The sequence below is a fragment of the Microvirga zambiensis WSM3693 genome (assembly GCF_016735695.1).
GTDB lineage: Bacteria > Pseudomonadota > Alphaproteobacteria > Rhizobiales > Beijerinckiaceae > Microvirga > Microvirga zambiensis.
Genome location: NZ_JAERQD010000038.1, coordinates 1 through 17833, shown reverse-complemented (window position 1 = coordinate 17833; position 17833 = coordinate 1). Strand labels below are relative to the sequence as shown.

The following is a 17833-nucleotide window of genomic DNA, read 5'->3' as shown; positions in this document are numbered from 1 at the left end:
ATTACGTTACGTACAAGATGTGCACCTGCGCACATGACGTCGCAATCCAGGAATCCCGCGAACTGTCCCGGAATGGGCCGTTAAACCACGAAAAACTCGGCGTAGGTCATCTTGAGCCCCTTCTTCAGGGTCGCGATCTCGACCTGCTTGTTTCTGCCGGTGCCGTCCGGGTCGTAATAGAGCACGCCCTTCTTGCTGTCGTAGATGATCCGGTCTTCCCGGTCCTGGGCCCTGGAGGCCTTCACGAACATATCGGTCTTGAGCTTGACCGGCTTGTCGTAGGAGCCCTTTCCGAGCTTCGAGAAAGCCGCGTTGTCGAACCAGATCGTATCGGCGGAGACATTGTAATCGGCGATATGGTCCTTGTTCGAGCTCTTGTTCGGCTTCGTGTCGAAGACAAAATAGTCCTTGCCCGCGCCACCGTTGAGCACGTCGTTGCCGCCGTCGCCCCACAGGGTGTCCATGCCGGCGTTGCCGGTGAGCGTATTGCCGCCGGCATTGCCGATCAGACCATCGGGCCCGCCACCGCCTGTGGCATTCTCGATGAATACACCATTCGCGATCGTGAAGCCTCCGGCGACAAAATCTTCGGACGAGGGAAAGCCGCCCGCGTTCGGGTCGCCGTTCCGCAGGGTTGCCGCGCGAAGGTCGATTGTCGACCCGAAGGAATCGGGCGCTGCAGCGATCGTATCGGCTCCGCCGGCGTCCCAGATGCAGGACCACCCGGTCGTGCCGGTGGGCAGCGTATAAGTGTCATTGACCGTGGCCGTCGTATAGTTCGGGCCATAGAGCGCCTGCAATGCCGCGATGTCGAAGGCCCCGAGCCCGCCCTGGTTGCCATAGGTCAGATTATACCCGGTAAAGTCCCAACCGGTGTTGTAGGACATGACGGTCCAGATGGCTTGGTTCAGGCCCAAGTCGCCGACGGAAAAGCGATCGCTGACCCCGGGGAAGGTCGTCGCGTCCGGCTCTGAACCTCCATCGTGCGGATGGGACAGGCCGAGGCCGTGCCCAAGCTCATGGATGACGGTGTGAAGGCCATCGCCGCCCATATAGCGATATTGCCAGGATTCGGCCTCCGAATTGAAATAGCCCCAGTTCTGGTCTTGGGTCGGGATCTCGTGGCGGCCGACCAACCCATCGATGGCGACCTTCCAGAAGACCATGTTCGCATCCTCGACGGAATCCGCCACGGCGAACGTGATGCCACAGACCGACGAGAACAGGTTCAGAGCGTATGCGAAGGTCTCCGCCTCGTCGAGATTCCAGCTGTAAGTCTGGTCGCCACTCTGAAGCATGTCGCTTGGACCATGAATGTCGAGCGCCCGGTCGACATCCTCACTCTCTCCGAGCCAGACCTTGACCGGCCCGGTGCTCAGATCCCAAGCCGTATTGCCCCAAATGATGGAATCGACGTACTGGCTTCCGTAGCCGGAGCCTGGAACGAAATTGCGAACAGTTGCCATGTGCCTTCCCCCCGAAAGCGGCCATGCGCATCGTTCTATTACGTTATTACATTTTTAAAAGTGCCGAAACACACAGGATGGGATTTTTCCTTAAGTCTGCCCGGGCTTCAGCTTGTAGAAGATGTGGCGGCCGATCACGTCCATCTTCTTCAGGCGGCGCGCCCAGTAGGGTTTCACATAATCCGCATGGTAATGGGTCGCCCCGCCCACATCGGCGAGATAGGTCTTGCCCTCGAGAACGGCGCTCGCCACCTGCTTTGCCCTCTCCCAGGATTCGGTGTCGCGGATGCGAAGGGCCTTGCCCTCGCAGGCGAAGGTGAACTGGCAGGCCAGATGCCGGTGGCGGTTCTGGTAGACCACGCCGCAAATGTTCGAGGGATAAAGGCCGCTTTTCACCCGGTTCAGTACCACCTGGGCGACGGCCGCCTGCCCTTCCACGGACTCGCTGCGGGCTTCGAAATAGACCGCCTCGGCAAGGCAGCGCTGCTCCTTGTTGAGGTTGTCGGGATCGATCAGGTCGGCATAGCGCGGACGATCCTCGTCGTCGGATTTCGGCAGCAGCGTCACGTCGCCGGGGCGGTCGAGGCGGGGCGATTGCAGGGAGACGGGAGCTGCCGCGATTTCCATGGGCGTGGCATCCATGGGCGCCGGCGTCGCAGAGGACAGGGCGATCGCCCGCTTCACCATGGGGGTCGTCGGGCTCGCCGCGGCGCCCGTCGAACCGGCGGCGGCCGCCGCCGGCGACTGGACCGAGGTCGCCTGCCGGGTCGTGGTGTATTCCGGCGCCTGCCAGGGCTCGAAAACCTGCTCCGTCTCCGTCGCTTCGAGCTGCCCCTCCATGAGAACTGTGGGGGGCAGAAGGTTCTCATCGCGGCTGTAGAGCAGCTTTGCGCTTCCGATCTGGCTGAGGATCGGGCGCAGCTGCTTCGCGCGGCGCGACAGGGTGGCCTGGGGCGCCACGAGCGGATTGCCCTTGGCCGAGCGGTCGACGATCGCATCCGGTCCTGCATCCGCCTTCCGGTCGGCCTTGAGCGGTTCGGAATCGGCCGCCTCAACGGGCAGGTCGTAGCGCGGCAGGGAGCGCAGCACGTCGCGCTCGATCCCGAGCCTTCCGTCCGCGATGGAGGCGCCCGTCGGAGGCACGAGCGCCGTGTCGACGAGACGGGCGGTGGCGCTGCGCGGCGAGAAGCTCACGCCGGAATGCAGGTCGTTGCTGGCAGAGGCGGTAAACGAGATCAGCAAGCCGGTCGCCAGCGCCCAGGGGGCCGTGGTGGCGCAGATCCATTTCACCCGAGATCGACGGTTCGGAAGACGCACGCGCCACACCCTGCAATAAACTCGTGAACATCCCGGAGCATCCAGCAGGAGGGCTCCGATGCCTTAAAGTTATCGCGGGTTAAGGTTGATGGGTGGTTAAGGCCCTACCCGGCTGCGGCAGCCTGACGCTTTTCGGCGAGGCGCCGCAAGGCATCCGCCGTTTCCTGATCGGCCGGGAAGAAGGCCTCGATGGCGAGTTCAGACAGGGTCACGTCGACGGGCGTGCCGAAGATCGTTGTGGTGCTGAAAAGGGTCAGCACGCCCTCCCCCGTCATGAGCTGCAGCGGCACGACGATGCCGGCATAATCGTGGCTCGATTTCGGCCCGCGCGCCGCCGCATCCGGCGTCGGATAGGCGCGCAGTTCCTCGATCAGAGTGGCGAGCCTCGCATCGCCGGTCGCATCCACCTGCTTGTGCAGGCGCGCGACGAGATGGTTGCGCCATTCGGTGAAATTCACGATGCGCCGCGCGAGCCCCGCCGGATGGATGCTCAGGCGCAGCACGTTCACGGGCGGTTTCATGAGGGCCGGATCCACGTCGCCGATCAGCGACACGAGCGCGTCGTTGGCGGAGATCAGCGACCAGTGCCGGTCGACGGCGAGCGCCGGATAGGGATCGTGCCCCTTCAGCACCAGATCCACGGCTTTGCGCATGCTCGCAAGCGCAGGGTCGTCGAGGGAGCGCTCCGAATAGACCGGCGCGAAGCCGGCCGAGACCAGCATGATGTTGCGCTCGCGAAGCGGCATGTCGAGTTTCTCCGCCAGGAGCTGCACCATCTCGCGGCTCGGCTGCGAGCGTCCGGTTTCGAGAAAGCTCAAGTGCCGCGTCGAGATCTCGGCCTCGAGGGCGAGGTCCATCTGGCTCAGGCGACGGCGCTGACGCCATTCGCGCAGGTAATCGCCCACATGTCGGTCATTGCTCACGGATTGGGTGCTCGCTGTTGTCATGAACGGACCATAACGCGCGACCGTCTCATCTTCCATGACCTCGGAGGTAATCGACGGCGCGCAATCCATCCGAAATCCTTGCGGCAAGGTTGAAGCTCTCAACCTGTCGACAAGGAGACAGCCATGATGAACATCCAATCCTCCCCGCTCCTGCGCCAGGCTCTCGTGGCCGATGCCACCACCAGCGCCCTCTTCGGCCTCATGATGCTGATCGGCGCAGGGCCCTTGAGCGGAATCTTCGGGTTGCCGGAAATGCTGCTGCGCATCGCGGGCCTGGTCCTGCTGCCCTACGCCGCCTTCATCGGCTGGCTAGGCCTGCGCGAGACGATCAGCAAGCCCATCGCCTGGGCCGTGGTGCTCGGCAACGCGCTCTGGGTCCTCGACAGCGTCCTGCTGCTCGCAAGCGGTTGGGTCTCGCCGACGAGCGCAGGCTATGCCTTCGTGATTGCGCAAGCGCTCGTGGTGCTGATGTATGCGGAGTTTCAGTACGTGGGCTTGCGGCGGTCGCGGGAGGCGATGGCGTGAACGCCCACACATCGCGTGTCATCCCGGACGAGCGAAGCGAGATCCGGGATCGTGAGACGAGTGTGGCGCAACAGGCCCTCTCCCCCCTTGTGGGGGAGAGTTGGAGAGGGGGGTGTGAGCAATAGCCAATAAAGGTTTGCGCCAGCACCCCCCTCCCTAGCCCTCCCCCACAAGGAGGGAGGGGACACCGCGCCATTCTCGTCCAGCGATCCCGGCTCGGCTCACGCCGTCCGGGATGACGATATGGAACTGCCTTTACCTATCTCGCCCGTTGAACGGGACCGGTTTGACGTCAGCCATATCCACCGCCTCGAGGCAGCGCACGTTGATCGCCGCCATCGGCTCACCGGTCGGCATCTTGCCTTCGCCGAAGGTGGCGGCTCCGCAATTGGCGCAGAAGCGATGATGAATGGTGTGCGTGTTGAAGGTGTAGGTGGAGAGATCCTCCTCTCCGCGCAGCACGTTCAGCGCCGCGCGCGGAACGAAGGTGAGCAGGTAGCCCTTGCGCCGGCAGATCGAGCAATTGCATTCGATCACTTGGCTGAGATCCGTCTCGACCTCATAGGCCACCTTGCCGCAATGGCATGAACCCTTGTGCAGCGCCATGTCTTCCCCCCTTTTCGTTACCCCAATGCCACCATCAGCGTGACGATCAGGCCTGCGCCGATCACCGCAACGAAGCGGTCGCCCATCGTCAGAGGTTCCGTCTTGCCCTGCGCCGCGAGCTGCCCGATCGCGAGATCGAGCGGCAGGGACACGGCGAAGGGCCAGGCCGCCGGCGGCACGGCGGCTTGCTGCCACGCGGGCCGCTGCAGCAGGACGAGGCCGATGACGATGCCGGAAATCAGCACCGCCGCGATGTAGATGAGACGGGTGCGCGACAACGCCATCGGACTTTACGCCTGGCTCGCGGCCTTGCCGCCGAGCGCTGCCTGCGCGGCCGCAAGTCGCGCGATCGGCACGCGGTAGGGCGAGCAGGACACATAATCGAGGCCCGTCTCTTCGCAGAAATGGATCGAGGCCGGATCGCCGCCATGTTCGCCGCAGATCCCGAGCTTGATGTTCGCCCTCGTCTTCTTGCCGCGCTCGACCGCAAGCTTCACCAACTCGCCCACGCCTTCCTGATCGATGGTCACGAACGGATCGGCGGGCAGCAGGCCTTTCTGCGTGTACGGACCGAGGAAGGAAGCCGCATCGTCGCGCGAGATGCCGAGCGTCGTCTGCGTCAGGTCGTTGGTGCCGAACGAGAAGAACTCAGCCGATTCCGCGATCTCGGCCGCACGCAGAGCCGCGCGCGGCAATTCGATCATCGTGCCGACCTGATACTCGACCTTAACGCCGCTTTCCTTCGCGACGGCTTCCGCCATGGCGACGATGCGGCCCTTCACGAGGTCGAGCTCCGGCTTCGTCATCACCAGCGGCACCATGACCTCGGGCACAACGGGCTGCCCCGTCGTCTTGCCTGCCTCCACCGCCGCCTCGAAGATGGCGCGCGCCTGCATCTCGGCGATCTCGGGATACGCCACGGCGAGACGGCAGCCGCGGAAGCCGAGCATCGGGTTGAACTCGTGCAGCTCGCGGGCGCGGTGCCTAAGCTTGTCGACAGAGGCGTTCATCGCTTTTGCGACTTCCTGCATCTCCTCCTCCGAATGCGGCAGGAACTCGTGCAGCGGCGGATCGAGCAGGCGGATCGTGACCGGCAGACCGCTCATGATCGAGAACAAGTCGGCGAAGTCCTTGCGCTGCATCGGCAAGAGCTTCGCGAGTGCGGCCCTGCGGCCGGCCTCGTCGTCGGAGAGGATCATCTCGCGCACCGCGACGATGCGGTCGCCCTCGAAGAACATGTGCTCGGTGCGGCACAGGCCGATGCCTTCCGCGCCGAAATTGCGCGCGGTCTTGGCGTCGAGCGGCGTCTCCGCATTGGCGCGCACCTTCATGCGGCGCACCTTGTCGGCCCAGCCCATGAGGGTTGCGAACTCGCCCGACAGCTCCGGCTGCAGCATCTCCACCTCGCCCAGCAGCACTTGGCCGTTGGAGCCGTCGATGGTGAGGATGTCGCCTTTCTTCAGCGTTTGCCCGGCAACCGTCAGCGTCTGCGCGGCGTAATCGACGCGGATCTGGCCCGCGCCGGAGACGCAGGGCTTGCCCATGCCGCGCGCGACCACCGCCGCATGCGAGGTCATGCCGCCGCGGGTGGTGAGAATGCCCTCCGCCGCATGCATGCCGTGGATGTCTTCAGGGCTCGTCTCGACGCGCACCAGGATGACCTTGTGGCCGGCCTTCTTGGCCGCTTCGGCATCATCCGAGTTGAACACGATCTCGCCCGAGGCCGCACCGGGAGAAGCCGGCAGGCCGGTCGCCAGGATCTTGCGCTCGGCCTTCGGATCGATGGTGGGATGAAGGAGCTGATCGAGGGCCGCCGGCTCGACGCGCGTGATCGCCTCCTCCTGCGTGATCAGGCCTTCGCTTGCGAGTTCCACCGCGATGCGGAGCGCGGCTTTCGCCGTGCGCTTGCCGTTGCGGGTCTGGAGCATCCAGAGCTTGGTCTTCTCGACCGTGAACTCCATGTCCTGCATGTCGCGGTAATGCTTCTCGAGGATGCCGTAGATGCGCACCAGCTCGTTATAGGCATCCGGCATCGCCCTTTCCATCGAGGGCTTGTCGGAGCCCGAGGCGACACGCGCAGCCTCCGTGATGTCCTGCGGCGTGCGGATGCCGGCCACCACGTCCTCGCCCTGCGCATTGATCAGGAACTCGCCGTAGAGCTCCTTCTCGCCGGTGGATGGATTGCGGGTGAAGGCGACGCCGGTGGCGGAGGTCTCGCCCATATTGCCGAAGACCATGGCCTGCACGTTCACCGCCGTGCCCCAGCTCGCCGGAATGGCGTGCAGCTCGCGGTACTTGATGGCGCGGCTGTTCATCCACGAGCCGAACACGGCGCCGATGGCGCCCCAGAGCTGCTCCTGCGGCTCCTGCGGGAAGGGTTTTCCCAGCTCCTTCTCGACCAGCGCCTTGTAGCGCGGGAGAATGGCCTTCCAGTCCGCGGCGCTCATGTCGGTGTCGAGGGTGTAGCCCTTGCGGTCCTTGTACTCGTCGAGGATCTCTTCGAAATGGTGATGCTCGATGTCGAGCACCACGTTGGAATACATGGTGATGAAGCGGCGATACGAGTCGTAGGCGAAGCGCTCGTCGCCCGCGCCCTTGGCCAGCGCCTCGACGGTGACGTCGTTGAGGCCGAGATTGAGCACCGTGTCCATCATGCCGGGCATGGAGGCCCGGGCGCCTGAGCGGACGGAGACGAGGAGCGGATTGGCGGCATCGCCGAAGGTGCGTCCGGTGAGCTTGCCGACGTAGTCGAGCGCCTTCTCGACCTGGGTCTTAAGTTCCTGCGGATAAGCGCGGCCGTGGTCGTAGTAATAGGTACAGACTTCCGTGGTGATGGTGAAGCCCGGAGGCACCGGCAGGCCCAGGTTCGACATCTCGGCCAGATTGGCCCCCTTGCCGCCGAGCAGGTTCTTCATCCCCGCCTGGCCCTCGGCCTTACCGTCCCCGAAGGTATAGACCCACTGCGTCATCGCTCGATCCCTTGGCTCTGAACACGCCCTGCTGCAGCGCAGGATTTGGCTTGAAACATGTGGAGCCCAAACGCAAGCTGAACAGCCACGGTTCCGGCATTTTCCGATGGGGGTAGAGCCGCCGCCTCTCTCCTACCCTGTCATTCCGGGGCCGCGCAGCGGAGCTCTGAGTTCCCAGCATGTCATCACCGGCCTTGTGCCGGTGATCTCGGCCCGAAAAGCGCGGCGCTTCACCACGTCGGGATGGCTGGGACTGATCCCCGGATCAAGTCCGGGGACGGCCGTGACGGACGAGCAAACAAAAAGGCGGCCCGGAGGCCGCCTTGTATCAAACCCGGTAGCGCCCGTTGCGCTTGACGTAGACCGTCGTTCCCACGGGGACGCGTTCGTAGAGGTCCGCCACATCCTCGTTCAGCATGCGCACGCAGCCGGAGGAGACCTGCTCGCCGATGGACCACGGCTCGTTGGTGCCGTGGATGCGGAAGAGCGTGTCGGCGCCGTTCTGGTGCAGGTAGAGGGCGCGGGCCCCGAGCGGATTGTCGATTCCGGCTTCCATGTGGCGCGGCAGGTCCGGCCTGATGCCGACCATGGTCTTGGTGGGCGACCAGTTCGGCCACACGCCCTTGCGACCGACTGACGCAATGCCCTTCCAGGAGAAGCCCTGCTTGCCGACGCCGACGCCGTAGCGGATCGCCCGGCCCTCGGGCTGGACGAGATAAAGCATGCGCTCGTCGATATCGACCACGATGGAGCCCGCCTTCTCGGGGCCTTTGTACTCCACATTCTGGCGGGCGTACTTGGCCTCCATCTTGCGGCGGTCGACCAGCGGGATGTTGTGCGGCTTGTCCGGGATGGCCCCGATATACCAAGCAGAATCATTTGCCGTGGCGACCGGCTGTTGCGCGGTCTGGCAGGCAGCGAGGGGAGCGCTCAGGAGAGCGGCGATCAGGATGCGTCGAATCATGGTCGGTCTTCTGAAGTGATTCAGTTGCCGCCTACCTAGAGCCTAGGGAGTCGGTTGGCTGTGCCCCCTGCGCCACACCTTAACATGAATTACTGAGACGGCTTGGGTGCAGTTGAAAGATCGGCGGTCATGGATAGGGCCGGATAACCGGCTAGGCTCTGGCACAGTTCAAGATCACCCAAGCCGTCTCAATAACTGACCTTGGCTGCCCCATGCGCGTAGTGCAACCCTTCTCGCGGAATCATCCCTCGATGCGGGAGAAATCCGCCACCGTGCGGGTCGCCTCGCGGATATCGTTCAGTAGCCGCAGGCGGTTCGCCCGCAACGCGGGATCCTCCGCATTGACGGTGACCTTGTCGAAGAACGAATCCACCGGCTGGCGCAGGCGGGACAGGGCGCGCATGGCGCCCTCGAAATCCTCGCTCTCGACCGCCGCGGCAGCCTCTTCTTTCGCCTTGGCGAGAACCACGGCGAGCGCCTTCTCCTCGATCTGGCCCTGATCGTTGACGACCTGGAGATCGGGCGCCTCGCTGTAGGATCGCCCGTCCTTCTTCTCCTCGATGCGCAGGATGTTGGCCGCGCGGCGATAACCGGCGAGCAGGTTCCTGCCGTCCTCCGTGTCGAGGAAGCGACCGAGCGCCTCGACGCGGCGGACGATCATGAGGAGGTCGTCCTGCCCTTCGAGCGCGAACACGGCATCGATGAGATCGTGCCGCGCGCCCTGGTCGCGGAGATAGACTTTTAGGCGGTCGGCGAAGAAGGAGAGGAGGTCGGCCTGAATTTCAGCTAGGCTACTAAATCTACCGACCAGCTCGAAATTATAAGTTTCAATTTCAAGACTGCCTGAACGCAGCTTAATCTCACCAGCACGGTGCCCAACAAAAATTGTCTCGGCGCCATAAACCGGGGTGCCAGTTAAAGTGTTGACGTCGAATGAATCATTTGCCGGGAATGTCCTTCCCTCAAATTGCTCTCCAATCCGCTTAAAAGCAGCGAGCTGACCGTTGCGATAGAGATGAGCCACCTGCAAGAGCCTTGCGAAGATAAGGATAGTGGCGTCAGCCCTCAGCGGATTGGAAGCAAAGTTCAGTCGGATATTATTTTCTAGCACCAACCTGATCACACCCAACGCCGCACGACGCAGCGCGTAAGGATCCTTCGATCCCGTCGGCTTTTCGTCGATGGCCCAGAAGCCGACGAGCGTGTCGATCTTGTCGGCGAGCGCGACAGCGACGGACACAGAATCGGTCGGCACGCGGTCGGAGGGACCGAGCGGCTTGTAGTGTTCTTCGACGGCCGCAGCGACGGATGCGTGCTCGCCCTGCAGGCTCGCATAATAGCGGCCCATGAGGCCCTGCAGCTCTGGGAATTCACCGACCATCTCGGTGACGAGATCGGCCTTGGCGAGACGCGCGGCGCGCTCGGCCAATGCGGGATCGGCGCCGACGATCGGCGCGAGCTCCTTGGCGAGCGCCGCGATGCGCTCCACGCGCTCGTATTGCGTACCGAGCTTTTCGTGGAAGACGATGCTCTTGAGCTTCTCGAGCCGGTCTTCGAGCTTCACCTTCTTGTCCGTCTCCCAGAAGAACTTCGCATCGGAGAGACGCGCGCGCACCACGCGCTCGTTGCCGCCGACGATGGTCTTGCCGCCGTCGGATGCGACGAGGTTGGAAACGAGGATGAACTTGTTCGCAAGCGCGCTGGAGCCCTCTCCCCCCTTGTGGGGGAGAGTTGGAGAGGGGGGTATGGGCGCTGCGCTTTCAGAACTTGGCGCCAGTACCCCCCTCCCGGCCTCCCCCACAAGGGGGGAGGAGTTGCCGGGGTGCTTCAGCACGAAGCATTTCTGGTTCGCGCGGATCGTGGTGCGGATCACCTCGGGTGGGATGTCCAAAAAGGCTTCGTCGAAGGAACCCATGAGCACCACGGGCCATTCGACGAGGCCGGCGACCTCCTCCAGCAGGCCCTCGTCCTCGATGAGCTCGAGGCCTTGAGCGAAGGCGAGGTCCTTCGCGTCGTGCAGGATCATGTCCTTGCGGCGGTCGGTGTCGATCACGACCTTCGCGCGCTCCAGCGCCGGCGCGTAATCGTCGAAGCGCTTCACGCGGATCTCGCCCGGCGCGAGGAAGCGGTGGCCCTGCGTGACGTCGCCGGTTGCAATGCCGTCGACCTCGAAGCGCACGATTTCCGGATCCTCGGTCTCGGGCCCGAAGGTGCAGACGATGGAATGGAGCGGACGCACCCAGCGCAGCGAACCAGGCTCGGCGGAAGCCGCGCCCCAGCGCATGGATTTCGGCCACGGGAAGTTCTTGACGATGGCGGGAATGATCTCCGCCAGCACGTCCGGCGTCGAGCGGCCGGGCTTCTCGATGATGGCGACGTAGAACTCGCCCTTCTTCGGATCGCTCTCGATCTTCGCCTGCTCGATGGAGGTGAGTCCCGCACCCTTCAGAAAGCCCTGGATCGCGCCTTCCGGCGAGCCGACGCGCGGCCCTTTGCGCTCCTCGCGCACGTCCTGCCCCTTCACGGGCAGGCCCGCGATATGCAAGGCGAGCCGCCGCGGCGTGGCGAAGGCCTTGGCGCCCTCATAAAGGAAGCCGCGCTCGACCAGCGCATCGGTGACGAGCTTCTTCAGATCCTCCGCCGCACGACGCTGCATGCGGGCGGGAATTTCTTCGGAAAAGAGTTCGAGGAGAAGATCGGGCATCGGAAAACTTTATGTCTGATGGAGAGAAGCGAGAGGGTGAAGGCTCAAGCCGCCACGCCTCCGCCCTCGGTCTTCAGCCATGCGGCGCCGCAGGCTTTCGCCAGTTCGCGGACGCGCAGGATGTAGCTCTGGCGCTCGGTGACGGAGATCACGCCGCGCGCGTCGAGCAGGTTGAACATGTGGCTCGCCTTGATGCACTGGTCGTAGGCCGGCAGCGCCATCAGGTGGCGGTTGTCGTTGGAGCCCGCCTTCGGCTCGCCGTCCGCGAGATACTTGCGGCAGGCTGCCTCCGCGTCGCGGAAATGCCGGAACAGCATCTCCGTGTCGGCATATTCGAAATTGTGGCGGGAATATTCCTGCTCGGCCTGCAGGAAGACCTCGCCGTAGGTGACTTTTTGATCGCCGTCGAGCCCGTTGAAGTTGAGGTCGTAGATCGACTCGACGCCCTGCAGATACATGGCGAGGCGCTCGAGGCCGTAGGTCAATTCGCCCGCGACCGGCGAGCATTCGAAGCCCGCCACCTGCTGGAAGTAGGTGAACTGCGACACCTCCATGCCGTCGCACCAGCATTCCCAGCCGAGCCCCCAGGCGCCGAGCGTCGGGCTCTCCCAATCGTCCTCGACGAAGCGGATGTCGTGGAGGGCGGTGTCGATGCCGATGGCCTTGAGCGAGCCGAGATAGAGATCCTGCAGGTTCGGCGGGTTCGGCTTCAGGATGACCTGGAACTGGTAATAGTGCTGGAGCCGGTTCGGGTTCTCGCCGTAGCGCCCGTCCTTGGGGCGGCGGGAAGGCTGCACATAGGCCGCGCGCCAGGGCCTGGGGCCGAGCGCCCGCAAGGTCGTGGCCGGATGGAAGGTGCCAGCGCCGACCTCCATGTCGTAGGGCTGGAGGATGACGCAGCCCTGTTCGGCCCAATAGCGCTGGAGCGTGAGAATCAGGCCCTGGAAGGAGCGCGCAGGGTTCATATGCGCGGGTTCGCTCGTCATGTCGGCGTCCGGTTCGTCTTTGAAAAGGTCAGGCGAACCCTTGGGATGATGGGCGGTTTAAGTCAAGCGTTGGGGCAACGTCGCCGTCATGGCCGGACTTGTTCCGGCCACCCACGCCTTGGAACCACAACGCTGCAAAGACGTGGGTCCCCGGGACAAGCCCGGGGATGACGCCGTGCTAAAGCCCCAGCCGCGCCCAGGCGGCACGCTCTTCCAGGGCGCCGACGACCTCGTGGGGGTCGATCAGGCTGCTCTGGCCGAGCGAACGGCGGCCGAAGAGGCGGCCGAGCAGCGGCGGACGGGCCGGCTCGATCATGCGGAACTGCACCTTGTCGCCGAAGCGCTGGCGCAGGATGGTGCGGATGTCGCCGAGGCCGTCGATGAGGCCGAGATCGAGCGCCTCCGCCCCGACCCAGAAGGCGCCGGAGAAGAGATCGTCGTAGGAATCGTTGAGCTTCTCGCCCCGACGCTCTCGGACGAGATCGGCGAAGACGTCGTGGATCCGGCGCTGGAGGCCCTTCAGGCGCACCACGTCGTCGGGGTTCTCGGGCCGGAACGGATCGAGCATCGCCTTGCTCTTGCCGGCCGTGTGTACCCGCCGCTCGATGCCGATGCGCTCGATCAGCTCATGGAAGCCGAAGCTCGCGGAGACGACGCCGATGGAGCCGACGATGGAGGCGGGATCGGCATAGATCTCGTCGGCCGCGCAGGCGATCATGTAGCCGCCGGAGGCCGCAGCATCCTCCACGAAGGCGATGACGGGGAGCTTCTTCTCCTCGGCGAAGGCGCGGATGCGCTTGAAGATCAGGTGCGATTGGGCCGCCGAACCGCCCGGCGAGTTGATGACCAGCGCCACCGCCTTCGCGCCGGGCACGGAGAAGGCCCGCTCGATCAGGGGCGCCACGCTCGACATGGCGAGCCCCTGACGGAAAGGCATCACGGCGCCGATGGCGCCGGACAGACGCACCACCGGGACGATCGGATACGGATGGTGGGTGCGGAATTTGCCCGGAAGGAGGAATTGCAGCCGCGCCGGGAGCAGGGAGGAAACGGATGTTGAGGCCATGGCCGATATGTAGGGCGTATGGCCCGGCTTCCCAAGATGAACATCCCGTTAGGGAAATAGTCGGGCTTCGTTCAGTTAGGAAGGTTTAAACCTCTCACCATGGAAAAAGCCCCGCCGTGACGCCGGATCGTTCCGGTTCAACGGCGGAGGTGAGGAGAAGAAACAATGCGTAAGCTCGTCTTCGGTCTTCTTGGTTTCGCGGCCCTGGGCTTCGGCGCTCTCTCGGCGCAGCCGGCTGCGGCCCAGCCCTATTACCCCGGCTATGGCTACCGGGACCGGGCGGTCGAATACCGCTATGACCGCCCGGCCCCGGCCGTGCGCGTTCAATACGGGCGCCCCTATTATGGACGTCCCTATTACGGCCGTCCCTATGGGGGTTATCGCCCGGTTCGCACGGCCCGCCGCTGCTGGGTCGAGCCCCGGCGCGCCTGGAACGGCTACCGCTGGGTGCGCCGCCCGATCGAGGTCTGCCGCACGGTCGGCAGGCCCGGCTACCGCTATTAAATAGAAAAGAGAGGGCGCCATCAGGCGCCCTTTTCATATGAGGGTGGTCTCCCCGCGATGCAGGGCCTCGGCCTCTGGCGTAAAGAGCCCGTCGGGGCCGTTCAGGATCAGCGGCGGCAGGATGGTCAGGGGAGCCCGGCTGCCCTTGATGCCGGCGAGCAGGAAGCGGATCGCCGGCCGGCCGGAATTCGGATGGACGAAGCGCAGCTCCACGCCGCCGAGCCATGTCTCCAGAACCCGAAGGCATTCCGCAACCCGATCCGCACGGTGGATCAGGACCAGCCGCCCCTTGGGCTTGAGAAGCCCCGTGCAGGCCTTCAGCCAGGCATCGAGGCCGCCGGCCGGCATGGCATGGGCCGCCGCCCGCCCCCTGTCCGGCGAGATCCGCGCCTGCCCCTCTTCCAGGAAAGGCGGATTGGTGAGGACGATATCCGCGCTCTCAGGCTGCAGCCCTGCGGCGAGACGCGAGCCCTTGTCGAGCACATCGGCAACGGCGATGTCTCCCGGCACATCGTTGTCCCGGCAGTTCTGGCGGCAGAGTTCGGCGAGAGCGGGATCACGCTCCACAAAAATGAAGCGGCCCTCCCCCTGCCTTGACGCCACCATCAGCCCGACGGCGCCGGTAGACGCCCCGACATCCACGACCACATCGCCCGCTCGCGCCGGCGCGGACGCGGCCAGCAGCACCGCATCGGTGCCGGCGCGGTGGCCCTTGGCCGGTTGGTGCAGGCGGATGCGCCCGCCGAGCAGCAGATCCTCGGTCACCTCAGGCATGGCGCAACTCGCCTTCGAGCCCCGCATCGGCGATCAGGCGGCGGGCCTGCGCCAGATGATCGTCCGGCACCAGGATGCGGCGCGGAAAGACTCCGATCATGCCCTCAAGCGCGTTCATATGCGCGTCGGCGACGAGCACGGGGATATTGGCGTTTTCCAGGAGGGATTGTAGGAAGCCGACCAGAACGAGATCGTTGGTTCGGACGATTTCGACCATCGGCGTGAGATCCTTCCCGTGCGGTAAGCGTTTGCTTTGCAGCATGGAAAGTGCCATGCCAGTTCATATTCCTACCGGCCATCCCGGCCGGCAACCCGGGTCGTGACAGTGGGCGTCGTCGTTCCTTTCGAAGACAAGCATCCCGAGAAGAATGCGAGCATCGAGAAGCTCGTATCCCTTGTGGCCTCCGACATGGAACGGGTCAATGCGATGATCCTGTCGCGCACGGGCTCGGATGTCACGATGATTCCGGAGGTGGCGAACCACCTCATCTCCTCCGGCGGCAAGCGTCTGCGCCCCATGCTGACTCTCGCCACCGCGGGGCTCTCGGGATACGAGGGCGACGGTCATGTGAAGCTCGCGGCCGCCGTCGAATTCATGCACACGGCCACCCTCCTCCACGACGACGTGGTGGATGAGAGCGACATGCGCCGGGGCAAGATCGCCGCCCGAATCAAGTGGGGCAACGAGGCGAGCGTGCTCGTTGGGGACTTCCTCCTCGGCCAGGCCTTCCGCATGATGGTGGAAGTCGGCTCGCTTCGGGCGCTGGACATCCTTTCCGCCGCCGCGACAGTGATCGCCGAAGGCGAGGTGATGCAGCTTGCTGCCGCCAAGAACACCGAGACGACGGAAGACGAATATCTCGCCGTGATCCGCGGCAAGACGGCGGAGCTCTTCGCCGCCGCCTGCGAAGTCGGCCCCGTCATCGCCGGGCGCCCGAAGGCCGAGCAGGCCGCCTGCCGTTCCTACGGCATGAATCTCGGCATCGCCTTCCAGCTCGTGGACGACGCCCTCGATTACGGCGGCAAGGCTGCGACGCTGGGCAAGAACGTGGGCGACGACTTTCGCGAAGGGAAGATCACGCTGCCCGTCGTGCTCTCCTTCCGCCGCGGCTCGGACCAGGAGCGCGCCTTCTGGAAGCGGGTGCTCGAACAGGGCGACATCGAGGATGCGGATCTCGAACAGGCCATCGCCATCATGCGCCGCCACCGGGCACTGGAGGACACCGTAGAACGCGCCCGCCATTACGGCGCCATGGCCCGCGACGCCCTCGCCCTCTTCCCGTCGAGCCCGATGAAGCAGGCGCTCCTCGATGCGGTCGAGTTCTGCATCGCCCGGGCGCATTGAGCATAGCAGACTTGTTCTTTTTACAGAACAAAACGGTTGACATAAAATCCCGCGGTGTTAAAACCGACCCTGTCTTGAGGTGGCTTTCACCACCTCGGAGGCTGGCCCATAGAGGGTTTACAACCCCCAGCCCTCATCCTGAGGAGGTCACGTCAGTGACCGTCTCGAAGGATCAGGGCGTCTCCAGCGCAAGCTGGATCCTCCTTCGAGACGCAGCTTCGCTGCTCCTCAGGATGAGGTGGGAGCTTTACGAGCCAGCTTCTTTAGACCGCGGCGATTTGAGACGAGCAGCTTGCCCCGCGTCATCAAAGGCTCGGGCATCAAACCCAAAAGTGGAAACCACTTTTGGGTTTGATGCTTCGCTTTTAGGAAGGCGCATCGTTGGCGCGGAAAACCGGATCCACTTTTCCGCACGATGCGCTGGAGCGCCACGGGCGAATCCCGCCTCGTGGTTCACGAGGATCGATGGCTATGACGCGCCGCCTTTTCATGCCTTCCGATCAGCCTTTCCTGGCTGAACGCTGTCGTCGCAACGCGGCCTGAAATCTCCCAAACGCTCGAACAACCTGTCCGGCTTCGTGTCGAAGCCGCGACGCACTTTGTCTGAAAGAGACCTCCCATGTCCGTTTTCACCCGTCGTACCCTGTTGTCCGCTACCGTCGCATTTGGCGTCGCTCTCACCGCTGCACTGCCGGTCGCGGCACAACAGAAGAGCATCAAGGTCGGTGTCATGTCGGGCGCCGAGGAAGAGGTGGCGCAGGTCGTGAAAAAAGTTGCGGCGACCAAGGGCCTGAACGTTCAGCTCGTGCCGTTCTCCGACTACGCACTCGTCAACGAGGCGCTGGATCGCAAGGATCTCGATGCCAATGCCTTTCAGCACAAGCCCTATCTCGATGCGCAGATCGCGGCGCGCGGCTACAAGATCGTGCCCGTCGGCTTCACCTTCGTGCAGCCCATCGGCCTCTATTCGAGCAAGGTGAAATCGGTCGCCGATCTCCCGAAGGGCGCCAAGGTCGGCATCCCGAACGATCCGAGCAATGGCGGCCGCGCGCTCAACCTTCTCGCCGCTCAGGGCGTGATCACGATCAAGGACGGCAAGGGCCTGTCGCCGAGCCTGCTCGACATCGCCGAGAACCCGAAGGGCGTAAAATTCTCGGAGCTCGACGCGGCGCAATTGCCGCGCGCTCTGCCCGATCTCGACGCGGCGGTGATCAACACCGACCATGCCCTCAATGCCGGCCTCGACATCCGCAAGGACACGATCGCGGTCGAAAAGCGCGAGGGCAACCCTTACGCCAATTTCGTCGCCGCCCGCGAGGGCGACGCCCGCCCGGAGATCAAGATCTTCGTCGAGTCCTACCAGTCACCAGAAGTCGCCAAGTTCCTGGAAGAACGCTTCAAGGGTGCGATCATTCCGGCTTGGTGAGCGGCTACCCAACAACCTCCGTACGTCATGGCCGGGCTTGTCCCGGCCACCCACGTCTTGGGAACCACAGCGCGGCAAAGGCGTGGGTCCCCGGCACAAGGCCGGGGGATTGTGTGCGTCAAGTTCTGCAAAGCGGGGCGGCTCAGCAGGTTGGCTAAGCGGCTTCGCGAAGCTGATCTTTCTTGTGCTCTTTCAGATCCTCCATGTTGAGATAGCGGTGGGCCTCTAGCCAGT

Annotated in this window: 16 protein-coding genes; 4 read left to right on the top strand and 12 right to left on the bottom strand. The window is 64.2% G+C overall.

Translation table 11 applies throughout. From position 1 onward, the window contains the following. Positions 1 to 80: 80 nt before the first annotated feature. The 3 genes from JKL46_RS23515 to JKL46_RS23505 form a co-directional block, all read right to left on the bottom strand. Positions 81 to 1466 carry a M10 family metallopeptidase C-terminal domain-containing protein gene (locus JKL46_RS23515; protein ID WP_201837950.1) on the bottom strand — a complete coding sequence of 462 codons (1386 nt, stop codon included), beginning with the start codon at positions 1464 to 1466 and terminating at the stop codon, positions 81 to 83. A gap of 90 nt (positions 1467 to 1556) precedes the next feature. Then, a complete protein-coding gene (locus tag JKL46_RS23510; RefSeq protein ID WP_343074104.1) occupies positions 1557 to 2783 on the bottom strand; it encodes a cell wall hydrolase in 1227 nt (408 codons plus the stop codon). A gap of 104 nt (positions 2784 to 2887) precedes the next feature. Beyond that, on the bottom strand, positions 2888 to 3730 hold the full coding sequence (locus tag JKL46_RS23505; RefSeq protein WP_246529483.1) for a helix-turn-helix domain-containing protein: 843 nt from the start codon (positions 3728 to 3730) through the stop codon (positions 2888 to 2890). Between the two features lie 123 nt (positions 3731 to 3853). On the opposite strand from JKL46_RS23505, the gene JKL46_RS23500 reads away from it, so the two are divergent. Then, positions 3854 to 4255, top strand: coding sequence for a hypothetical protein (locus tag JKL46_RS23500; RefSeq protein ID WP_201837948.1), 402 nt, complete (start codon positions 3854 to 3856; stop codon positions 4253 to 4255). Between the two features lie 255 nt (positions 4256 to 4510). Here the strand turns inward: JKL46_RS23500 and JKL46_RS23495 are convergent, their stop codons facing one another. From JKL46_RS23495 to JKL46_RS23465, 7 genes are all read right to left on the bottom strand, one after another. Then, complete coding sequence (locus JKL46_RS23495) at positions 4511 to 4861, bottom strand: GFA family protein (protein WP_201837946.1); 351 nt, start codon at positions 4859 to 4861, stop codon at positions 4511 to 4513. A gap of 17 nt (positions 4862 to 4878) precedes the next feature. Then, a complete protein-coding gene (locus tag JKL46_RS23490; RefSeq protein ID WP_201837944.1) occupies positions 4879 to 5145 on the bottom strand; it encodes a hypothetical protein in 267 nt (88 codons plus the stop codon). Between the two features lie 6 nt (positions 5146 to 5151). Further along, the gene (ppdK, locus tag JKL46_RS23485; protein WP_201837942.1) at positions 5152 to 7830 is read right to left on the bottom strand and encodes a pyruvate, phosphate dikinase; all 2679 of its coding nucleotides are present in this window, start codon (positions 7828 to 7830) and stop codon (positions 5152 to 5154) included. A gap of 328 nt (positions 7831 to 8158) precedes the next feature. Beyond that, entirely contained in the window at positions 8159 to 8794 is a 636-nt protein-coding gene (locus tag JKL46_RS23480) for a L,D-transpeptidase (protein ID WP_201837940.1), read from the bottom strand. 241 nt (positions 8795 to 9035) lie between these two features. Further along, complete coding sequence (gene glyS / locus JKL46_RS23475; protein WP_201837938.1) at positions 9036 to 11498, bottom strand: glycine--tRNA ligase subunit beta; 2463 nt, start codon at positions 11496 to 11498, stop codon at positions 9036 to 9038. Between the two features lie 44 nt (positions 11499 to 11542). Beyond that, positions 11543 to 12484 (bottom strand): glycine--tRNA ligase subunit alpha, encoded by a 942-nt coding sequence (locus JKL46_RS23470; RefSeq protein WP_201837936.1) that lies wholly within the window; start codon positions 12482 to 12484, stop codon positions 11543 to 11545. Between the two features lie 178 nt (positions 12485 to 12662). Beyond that, positions 12663 to 13550 carry a S49 family peptidase gene (locus JKL46_RS23465; protein ID WP_201837934.1) on the bottom strand — a complete coding sequence of 296 codons (888 nt, stop codon included), beginning with the start codon at positions 13548 to 13550 and terminating at the stop codon, positions 12663 to 12665. A gap of 165 nt (positions 13551 to 13715) precedes the next feature. Between JKL46_RS23465 and JKL46_RS23460 the strand changes: the two genes are divergently transcribed. Continuing rightward, positions 13716 to 14054: a hypothetical protein gene (locus tag JKL46_RS23460; protein ID WP_201837932.1), complete on the top strand. Its 339-nt coding sequence runs from the start codon at positions 13716 to 13718 to the stop codon at positions 14052 to 14054. Positions 14055 to 14087: 33 nt separating this feature from the next. Here the strand turns inward: JKL46_RS23460 and JKL46_RS23455 are convergent, their stop codons facing one another. After that, the gene (locus JKL46_RS23455; protein ID WP_201837930.1) at positions 14088 to 14828 is read right to left on the bottom strand and encodes a tRNA1(Val) (adenine(37)-N6)-methyltransferase; all 741 of its coding nucleotides are present in this window, start codon (positions 14826 to 14828) and stop codon (positions 14088 to 14090) included. Then, positions 14821 to 15045 (bottom strand): putative signal transducing protein, encoded by a 225-nt coding sequence (locus JKL46_RS23450; protein WP_099512649.1) that lies wholly within the window; start codon positions 15043 to 15045, stop codon positions 14821 to 14823. The genes JKL46_RS23455 and JKL46_RS23450 overlap by 8 nt, the downstream gene beginning before the upstream one ends. A 108-nt stretch (positions 15046 to 15153) precedes the next feature. Between JKL46_RS23450 and JKL46_RS23445 the strand changes: the two genes are divergently transcribed. Both JKL46_RS23445 and JKL46_RS23440 read left to right on the top strand, forming a co-directional pair. Continuing rightward, positions 15154 to 16173 (top strand): polyprenyl synthetase family protein, encoded by a 1020-nt coding sequence (locus JKL46_RS23445; RefSeq protein ID WP_201838021.1) that lies wholly within the window; start codon positions 15154 to 15156, stop codon positions 16171 to 16173. Positions 16174 to 16792: 619 nt separating this feature from the next. Beyond that, positions 16793 to 17599 (top strand): MetQ/NlpA family ABC transporter substrate-binding protein, encoded by an 807-nt coding sequence (locus JKL46_RS23440; protein WP_201837928.1) that lies wholly within the window; start codon positions 16793 to 16795, stop codon positions 17597 to 17599. Positions 17600 to 17833: the final 234 nt, after the last annotated feature.